This window comes from Deltaproteobacteria bacterium, assembly GCA_003696105.1.
Classification (GTDB): Bacteria; Myxococcota_A; Polyangia; order Haliangiales; family J016; genus J016.
Map to the genome: position 1 here is coordinate 1 of RFGE01000137.1, position 6,879 is coordinate 6,879.

Below are 6,879 nucleotides of genomic sequence, written 5' to 3' on the forward strand. Positions count from 1 at the left end.
GAACTCGCGGCACGTGCGCGGGCGCAGCTCGTACACCGCGCACGCATACGGCGCGGACGGCGCGAGGGCCGCGCAACGGCCGCCGGCCCGCGCGATGCGCAAGCGGCGGCCGCGGCGGTCGATGAGATCCGGCCGAGCGGTCACCAGCGGCTCGCGCGGCGACAGCTCCACCGCGTCGTACGCCTCGCGGCAGCAGGCTCCGCACGCGAGGCAGTCGAGCGCGCGCTCGAACCGCTCGCACGCGGGGTCGCCGGCGTCGACGCGCGCGCCGCGCGCCTGCCGGCAGCGATCGACGGCGCGGCCGCGGCCGCCGCGGTAGCGCCACGCGCAGTCCCCGCAGCGCGCGTTCAGCCACGGCGGGATCGGCGCGCCGGTGCGGTGCACGGGCCACGGGTCGTCCACCGTGGCAAACAGCGTGCCGGCCGCGCCGGCGTCCCGCGCCGCGCGCGCGATCCCGGCGGTGGCGGCCAGCGCCCGCCGCAAGTGCGGCGCCCACGGCGGGCGGTCGGCGCGCGCGAGCGCCCGCCGCGCGGCCACCGACGTCGGGTCGTCGGCCGGCGCCAGCGGGTCGTCGGGCAGGGCGTCGTACATCGCGCGGTGGTCGGTCGTCGGCGCGAGGAATTCGCGCAACCCCAGCGGCGCCGCCAGCGCGGCCTGCGCGCGGAGGCACGCGCGTTCGCGCGGCAGGTCCCGGTCGGTTTCGTTGTCGAGGCCCCAGTCGGGGCGCGCAAACGCGTCGGCCCCTTCGACGAGCGAGTGGCACAGCTCGTGGAAGATCATCTGCGCCAGCGAGTCGTCGGGATCGAGGTGCCGCGCGGTCGCGATCGCGAGCACGCCGCGGCCATCGGTGTGCGCGTAGGCGTCGTCGGTGCGCACGACGCGCAGGCCGATGCGCCGCGCCGCCTCGATCCAGATGTGGTCGAGTGGATCGCGGTACGGCGCGGCGGGAACGCGACTCATCGGCAGGTCGACCGCGGCCTCGGACGCGGCGACAGCCGCAGCCGGCGCGCGCGCTCGGCGCCCTCCGGTCGATCGATCGCGCCCATCGTGGTTGCCAGCGTCGTGAGTCCTCCGGCGTGCGCCACCTCGTCCCGCGGTCAGATGAAGAAATCGGGGGCGAGTTCGGCGCCGGGCACGACCGAGTACTTCGACAGGTCCGTGACCCCCTCGGCGGCGAGCACGTCTTCGTCGATGAAGAAGTTGCCGGTGACTTCGCGCGACGGCTTGGTGAGGATCGCGTGGGCCGCGTCGGCCATGATGTCCGGCTTGCGGCTGCGCTTGGCCATCGCGTCGCCGCCGAGCAGGTTGCGGATGGCGGCGGTGTCGATCGTCGTGCGCGGCCACAGCGTGTTGACGGCGATGCCGTCGCCCCGGAACTCCTCCGCCATCCCGAGCGCGCACATGCTCATACCGTACTTGGCCATCGTGTAGGCGACGTGCGGCGCGAACCAGCGCGCCTCCATGTTCAGCGGCGGCGAGATGTTCAGAATGTGCGGATTGTCCGACTTCTTCAGGTGCGGGATGCACTTTTGCGAGCACAGGAACGTGCCGCGCGCGTTGACCGAGTGCATCAGATCGAATTTCTTCATCGGCGTCTGCAGCGTGCCGGTGGGGCTGATCGCGCTGGCGTTGTTGACGAGAATGTCGATGCCGCCGAAGGTCTCGACCGTCTTGGCGACGGCGGCCTCGACCTGGTCTTCGAAGCGAATGTCGACAACGCACGGCAGCGCCTTGCCGCCCGCCTTTTCGATCTCCTCGGCGGCCGTGTAGATCGTGCCCGGCAGCTTCGGGTGGGGTTCGGCGGTCTTGGCGGCGATGGTGACGTTGGCGCCGTCGCGGGCCGCCCGCAGCGCGATCGCCAGGCCGATGCCGCGGCTTCCGCCGGTGATGAACAGAGTCTTGCCGTGAAGCGTTGCCATGGCGCGAACCTATCTCGGATGGACGGCCGACGCCAGCGGCGTCCGCGCCGCCGGCGGCCAGCGGTGGCTCCGGTCGTCCGGACGCCCGCGATCCGCGGCGTGGCCGCGCGCGGCGGCCCGGCTACGCGGACGGCTGAATCGCAATCGCAGCGGCGTCGCGGGTCTGTCGCCACGCGTTGAACTGGACGAACAGCTTGGCGAACGTCTGCTGCGTTTTCGGATCGAGATTTTCGTTGAACGACGGGTCGTGAATCATCACGTAGCGGCCGAAGTAGGAGAGTTGCTTGAGAATGAGCACGAACGCTTGCGGCAGGTGCAGGTCGTGCTTGGCGCCGAGCGCGCGCAGTTTCGGAAAGAACGCTTCGAGCATCTGCGGGTTGTCGACCGTCAGCGCCCGCAGCGGCAGGAACGTGTCCGTCACGTCGGCGACGTAGTCGTCCCAGTCGAGGTCCCGCTTGCGGATCGCGCCCATGTCGTAGATTGCGCGCGCGAGCAGGCGGCCGTCCCCCGACACCATCGCGGCGAGCCAGTCGGCGAGGGCGGCGCGCTGCGCGTCCGTGAACCGGCCGACGATGCCGAAGTCGATGTACCCGAGGCGGCCGTCGTCGAGCACGAGGATGTTTCCGGCGTGGATGTCGCCGTGGAAGAAGCCACCGAGCAGCACACAGGTCCAGAACACCTCGCTGGTGGCGCGCAGCGTGTCGCGGACGTCGGCGACGCGCCGGCGGACGCCCAGCGCGTCGTCGATCCGGCAGCCGAACAGCCGCTCGAGGACGAGGACGCGCTGGGTCGAGAGCGCATGGTGGACGCGCGGCGCCCGGGCGATCGCGAGCAGGCCCTCGCGGTCGAGGAGCGCGGTGAAGTCGTCGATGTTGCGCGCTTCGAGGCGAAAGTCCATCTCTTCGCGGATCGTCTTGCGGAAGTCGGCGACGATGCCCGTGAGGTTGGCGTGGCGCAGCAACCGGCTGGCGCGCTCGGCCACGCGCGCGCACAGGCCGAGCAGCGCGATGTCGGCCTCGACGCGGCGGCGGATGCCAGGTCGTTGCACTTTCAACACGACGGGGGTGCCGTCGGATAGCTCGCCGGCGTGGACCTGCGCGATCGACGCCGACGCGAGCGGGCGGTCCTCGATCGTGCGGAACGACGCGAGCGCGTCGGGACCGAGTTCCGCCGCGAGGATGCGCCGGATGCGTGCGGCCGGAATCGGCCGCACCTCGTCGAGGCACTTCGCGAACTCGTCGGTAGTCCGCTTGGAGAACGCAGTCGGGCTCGACGCGATCATCTGGCCGAACTTGAGGTAGGCCGGGCCGAGATCCTCGAACGCCAGCCGCAGGCAGCGCGCGGCGGTGGCGTCGCGGCAGCCGAGCCGCAGCGCGCGGGCGGCCAGGGGGGCGAACCGGCGCGCGGCGACGGCCGCGAGCACGAGCGCACGGCGCGGCACGGGCAGCGCGAGGACGAGGGCCAGCGCGGCCGCCGCGATCCACATCCCGGTCACGCGGTCATCATCGCACGGGCCGCGCCGCGGGCCGCCGAACGCGGGTTGCGCGCGCGCCCCGAACCGCGCGGTCCGGATCCGGTGCGGCCGCGCGGGAACGCGCGCGCCGGCGCGCCGCGGTCGCGGCAGGCCGGCGTCAGTACCGGCGGAAGTCGCGCCCCATGACCGTCTGGCGGCCGTCGGCGGCGGCGCGCCGGATCGCCTCGTTGCACGCGTCGCGCACGATCGTCGACAGCGCCTCCAGGCAGGTGTCCGACGTCCGCATGCCGGATTTGGCGCGGATGTACGCCTTCAGCTTGGACGCCACGATCAGGATGTCGTGGGGGACGTCGCCGTCGGCGGGCGCGGCGCGGCGATCCGCCGCGACCACCTTGCGCGCGGCGCGTGCGCCGTCGCCGCCGGCCTCCGCCGCGCGCTGGCGCTCCCACTCGTCGCGCGCCGGCGCGACCTTCTCCTCGGCCCACGCCTCGCGGTGCCGCACCAGCGGCAGGTGCGCCTCCCAACACGGCAGCGAGCAGAAGTACAGGGCGGTGCGCGACCGGTTACAGGTGGACACGCTACACGCGTAGTACTTCGCGCCAAACGGGATGTCGGTCTTGCAACTGCTACAGCGACGCCACGTCTCGGTGCTCATCGCCCGAAGCATACGCCGGGTCGCCGCCGTCAGCATCCGGCGCGCGCGCGTCGGTCCACCGCTCGATGCGCAACACGCGCGCGAGCGTGATGACGACCGGGGCGACGACGACCGACAGTAGCGCGCCCATCTTCGCGGCGCCCTGCAGGTGCGGGTCGGTGAACGCGACGCCCGCGACGAACAGGGCGACCGTGAGCCCGAGCCCGGCCGTCATGCCGGCGAGAACCAGAGTGCGCAGATCGATCCCGGTCGGCAGCGGGAAGCCGAGCCGGTGGGCGAGGATGGCGAACGAGAACACGCCGCAGGTCTTGCCGACGGCGAGCGCGATCGCGACCGCGGCGGTCGCGTTGCCGACCGACGACAGCTCGACGCCGGCGTTGGCGAGCCCGAACGCGAACAGGCCGAGGTCGACCGGCAGCTTGAACGTGTGGGTGAACCGGTTGAGCGGATCGGGCATGGCGTCTTCGGCGTCCTCGAACAGGCCGAGGTCGATGCCGGACGTCGGCAACATCGGCACGATCGGCACCAGCGCGAGCGCCGGGTGGACGCCGGTGAGGTGCAGGCCCCACCAGCTCACCACCCCCGGCCCGAGCACGTACGGCCAGAAGCTGGCGACCTTGCGGCGGCGCAGCGCGTAGGCGGCGCCCATGGCGGCGGCGACGATCAGCAGGTAGATCGGCTGCACCGGGTGGTGCGGGTCGGGGTAGAACACGGCGATGATCGCGAGCCCGATGCCGTCGTCGGCCACCGCGAGCAGCAGCAGATAGCTCACCGCCGGATGGCGCGCGCCGAACGCGACTCGCGCGACGAGCCATGCGATGGCGATGTCCGTCGCCGTCGGAATCCCCCAGCCGTTGCGGAGGGAATGATCGCCGGTGATCGCCATCCACGCGAAGAAGACGGCGATCGGTCCGAGGACGCCGCCGACGGTGCCGAGCAGCGGGTTGACCGCGCGGCGCGGCGGGTTGAGCGCGCCGCCGGGCAGGCACGATTCGGTGATCTCGCCGGCGGCGATGCCGAAGAACAGCGCCATGAAGATGTCGTTGACCAGAAAGTGCAGCGACACGCCGCCCGCGATCGGCTCGTGGATCAGCGCGTGGTAGCCGTGCGGGTCGACGTTGGCCCACACCAGCGCGGCGACCACGCCGGCGATCAGCGGCAGGGACAGCTCCTGGATGACTTTCAGCGTGCGACCGCCCACGGTTGTCGTAGGCTCATAACACACGGCCCGGATGATTGTGACTCGGCAGGATCTCGAAACGTCCCTGGCGCGCGTTCGCGCCGAGGTGAGCGATCCGCGCGCCGGGATCTACGGCCCGGGCTCGCAGGCGTGGGCGATCAACCGGCACGCGGCGCTGTTCGTGGCGGGCGGCCGGGCGGCGCTGCTGCAGCTCGCGCATCCGTTCGTCGCGGCGGCGGTGGCCGAGCATTCGGCGACGCGGGCCGACCCGCTCGGGCGGTTCGTGCGCACGTTCGGCGCGGTGTACGCGATGGTGTTCGGCGACTGGGACGGCGCCGAGCGGGCGGCGCGCCGGGTGTTCGCCATCCACTGCCGGATTCGCGGCCGGCTGCCCGAGGCGGCGGGGCGGTGGCCGCGCGGGACCGCCTATGCGGCCAACGACGTCGGCGCGCTGTTGTGGGTGCACGCGACGCTGATCGACTCGGCGGTGTGCGCGTACGAGCTGGCCGTCGGTCGGCTGCCGGCCGAGGCGCGCGACCGCTATTGGCGCCAGTCGCGGCGGTTCGCGTACCTGTTCGGCATCCCGCCGGACGCGCTGCCGGCCGACTGGCCGGCGTTCGAGCGCTACATGGCCGAGATGGTGGCGTCCGACGCCCTCGCCGTGACGCGGGCCGCGGCGGACATCGCGCGGTTGTTGTTTTTGCCGCGGCGCCGGGCGATGGTGCCCGCCATGCGATGGATCGAGATCGTGACCGCGGGGCTGCTGCCGGCGCGGTTCCGCGCGCCGTTCGGCCTGCGGTTCGGCCCGGCCGAGCGCGCGGTGTTCGCGGCCACGGGGCCGGCGTTGCGCGCGGCGCATCGGCTCGCGCCGCCGTCGGTACGTTATGTGCCGGCTTATCGAAGCGCGCGGCGCCGGCTCGCCGGCCGGCCGCCGGCGGTCGCAGCCGAAAGGTGGGCGCGCCGGTTGCTCGCGTTCGGCCTCGCCGGCGCGCGGGAGGCGCGGTGACCGTGGCGCTCACCGGCAAGCAGCGGCGGTTTCTGCGCGCGCGCGGCCACGGGCTCGCGGCGGTGGTGCTCGTCGGCAAGGAGGGCCTCACCGGCGCCCTGGTCGCGGCGGTCGACCGCGCGCTGCTCGACCACGAGCTGGTCAAGGTCCGGATCGGGACCAACGCGATGGTGGACCGCCACGATGCGGCGGCGGAGCTGGCCGAGCGGACCGGAGCCGAGGTGGCACAGGTGCTCGGCAACACGGTGCTGCTGTACCGGCCGCACCCGGAAGAGCCCGTGCTGCGGCTGCCGTAGGGCGCGGCGCGCCGCATCGTCGCGCGGCGGCCGCGCCGCGCGGGCGGCCCGGCGGCCGCCGCCGGTCGCGCCGCGGTGCGATGTCGACTACGATCCCGCCGGCGGGCCGGCGCCCGCTGGACCCCGTGGAGGTGTGACGACGTGAGCTGTCGAATCCCCAACCGATCGGCGCGCCGCGGCGCGCGCGTCGCGCCGCTGGTTGCCGCCGCGACCGCGGTAGCGTGTGCGGGCTCCGCCGGCGATCGCGAGGCGGCGGCCGCGCCGCCCGCGGCCGCTGCCCGGCGCGCGCCCGCGGCCGCTGCCCCGGCTGGCTCCGCGCCGGCCGCCGCGGCGGCCTCGGCGCCGGCGC

7 protein-coding genes are annotated in these 6,879 nt (G+C 73.6%); 2 read left to right on the forward strand and 5 right to left on the reverse strand.

Annotated elements, in window-relative coordinates:
* The 5 genes from D6689_09360 to D6689_09380 form a co-directional block, all read right to left on the reverse strand.
* A partial coding sequence (locus tag D6689_09360) for a YkgJ family cysteine cluster protein (protein ID RMH42028.1) occupies positions 1 to 960 on the reverse strand: 960 nt, incomplete at its 3' end.
* 137 nt (positions 961 to 1,097) lie between these two features.
* Entirely contained in the window at positions 1,098 to 1,919 is an 822-nt protein-coding gene (locus tag D6689_09365; GenBank protein ID RMH42029.1) for an NAD(P)-dependent oxidoreductase, read from the reverse strand.
* A gap of 121 nt (positions 1,920 to 2,040) precedes the next feature.
* The gene (locus D6689_09370; protein ID RMH42030.1) at positions 2,041 to 3,414 is read right to left on the reverse strand and encodes an AarF/ABC1/UbiB kinase family protein; all 1,374 of its coding nucleotides are present in this window, start codon (positions 3,412 to 3,414) and stop codon (positions 2,041 to 2,043) included.
* Between the two features lie 136 nt (positions 3,415 to 3,550).
* On the reverse strand, positions 3,551 to 4,048 hold the full coding sequence (locus tag D6689_09375; protein RMH42031.1) for a hypothetical protein: 498 nt from the start codon (positions 4,046 to 4,048) through the stop codon (positions 3,551 to 3,553).
* The gene (locus D6689_09380) at positions 4,020 to 5,249 is read right to left on the reverse strand and encodes a sodium:proton antiporter (protein RMH42032.1); all 1,230 of its coding nucleotides are present in this window, start codon (positions 5,247 to 5,249) and stop codon (positions 4,020 to 4,022) included. Before D6689_09380 ends, D6689_09375 begins: the two co-directional genes overlap by 29 nt.
* A gap of 31 nt (positions 5,250 to 5,280) precedes the next feature.
* On the opposite strand from D6689_09380, the gene D6689_09385 reads away from it, so the two are divergent.
* Both D6689_09385 and yhbY read left to right on the forward strand, forming a co-directional pair.
* The gene (locus D6689_09385) at positions 5,281 to 6,234 is read left to right on the forward strand and encodes a DUF2236 domain-containing protein (GenBank protein RMH42033.1); all 954 of its coding nucleotides are present in this window, start codon (positions 5,281 to 5,283) and stop codon (positions 6,232 to 6,234) included.
* Between the two features lie 2 nt (positions 6,235 to 6,236).
* On the forward strand, positions 6,237 to 6,530 hold the full coding sequence (yhbY, locus tag D6689_09390) for a ribosome assembly RNA-binding protein YhbY (GenBank protein RMH42034.1): 294 nt from the start codon (positions 6,237 to 6,239) through the stop codon (positions 6,528 to 6,530).
* The last annotated feature ends 349 nt before the right edge of the window (positions 6,531 to 6,879 follow it).

Excerpts from the sequence above, each read along its gene's own strand:
- D6689_09365 (RMH42029.1), bottom strand. The coding sequence starts at position 1,919 with ATGGCAACGCTTCACGGCAAGACTCTGTTCATCACCGGCGGAAGCCGC.
- D6689_09375 (RMH42031.1), bottom strand. The coding sequence starts at position 4,048 with ATGAGCACCGAGACGTGGCGTCGCTGTAGCAGTTGCAAGACCGACATC.
- D6689_09385 (RMH42033.1), top strand. The coding sequence starts at position 5,281 with ATGATTGTGACTCGGCAGGATCTCGAAACGTCCCTGGCGCGCGTTCGC.